The sequence below is a fragment of the Kineococcus indalonis genome, assembly GCF_009906395.1.
In the GTDB taxonomy this organism is placed as follows: Bacteria; Actinomycetota; Actinomycetes; order Actinomycetales; family Kineococcaceae; genus Kineococcus; species Kineococcus indalonis.
In genome coordinates, this window is sequence record NZ_JAAALM010001056.1 from 1 (window position 1) to 337 (window position 337).

General features: G+C 75.7%; 1 protein-coding gene. It reads right to left on the reverse strand.

All coding sequences use genetic code 11. The features are described from left to right. Positions 1-337: winged helix-turn-helix domain-containing protein (locus GTR00_RS24625; RefSeq protein WP_240900836.1), on the reverse strand; the 337-nt coding region annotated here is incomplete at both ends.

Below are 337 nucleotides of genomic sequence, written 5' to 3' on the forward strand. Positions count from 1 at the left end.
GCGCAGGTCCGCGAAGCGCTCCGCGACCCCCGCCGCCGAGCCGCCCGCCGGGCCGGCCGCGCCCGGCTCCTCCGCCGCCAGCACCTCGGGGTCCAGGCCGCCCTCGCCCTCGCGGCCGGAGGAGACGAAGCGGTAGCCCACGTTGCGCACCGTGCCGATGGCACCCTCGTGCTCGGTGCCCAGCTTCGCGCGCAGCCGCCGCACGTGGACGTCCACGGTGCGGGTGCCGCCGAAGTAGTCGTAGCCCCACACCTCCTGCAGCAGCTGGGCGCGGGTGAACACGCGCCCGGGGTGCTGGGCCAGGTGCTTGAGGAGCTCGAACTCCTTGTAGGTCAGG